General features: G+C 57.0%; 1 protein-coding gene and 1 pseudogene. Both read right to left on the bottom strand.

Translation table 11 applies throughout. The features are described from left to right. Positions 1-490, bottom strand: a 490-nt coding sequence (locus HMPREF1992_RS00335; protein WP_037357724.1) for a terminase large subunit domain-containing protein, incomplete at its 3' end; no start/stop codon positions are given. 95 nt (positions 491-585) lie between these two features. Further along, positions 586-730, bottom strand: a pseudogene (locus HMPREF1992_RS11545) (hypothetical protein); the annotation flags it as partial.

Below are 730 nucleotides of genomic sequence, written 5' to 3'. Positions count from 1 at the left end.
AGTAGGCTTCTGCCGAAAGCACCTGATAGAAGCTATTCGTCGGCAGATACACCATCCGCTTCTGGGAGGCGAGGAGCTTCACACGCTTGCTGAGCGCAGGACACATCCGCACCATGTCGGCAGCGACCTCAAAAACGATGCTCGCCTGTTGGCGGTCAGCCGCGCAGCCATAGACCTCTGCACGCTCCTCCCCATCGCCGCAGCAAAGGAGCAGTGCGACAGCGGCCGCGAGCTCTGATTTTCCTTGCTTCTTGGGAATCTCCACATACGCCGTATTGAACTGCCGATAACCGTTCGGCTTCAAAATTCCGAAAATGTCTCGGATGATGCGTTCCTGCCAGTCGATGAGTTCGAAGGGCTTTCCTGCCCACGTCCCCTTCGTATGGCACAGGCACTCGATAAAGCCCACAGCATAATCCGCAGCGCCTTTGTCATAGTGCGCGTCCTCTGCCATGAACTTCGTTGGCGTGTAGTCCATGAGTTTTCGCAAGCGATCACCCCCATCAAAAAAGAGCCGCCGTCAGCGACTCAAAATATCTGTAACGAGAAGCAGCCCCGAAGGGCTGTTTTGTTGTTCGGCGTGGCTTAGATGCGCTTCATGCACCAAGCCATCGCATGCCCGCCGTCCTCGAAAAGCTCGGTGGCGGCTTCGACAAGGTTCAAGCGGCATTCGATGTCCGCGAATCCCGTCTCCTCCGGCGTTTCGACCATCTCGTAGACGGCTGCGTGG

The sequence above is a fragment of the Selenomonas sp. oral taxon 892 str. F0426 genome (assembly GCF_000468035.1).
Lineage (GTDB): Bacteria > Bacillota > Negativicutes > Selenomonadales > Selenomonadaceae > Centipeda.
This window is presented reverse-complemented; position numbering and strand designations above follow the sequence as displayed.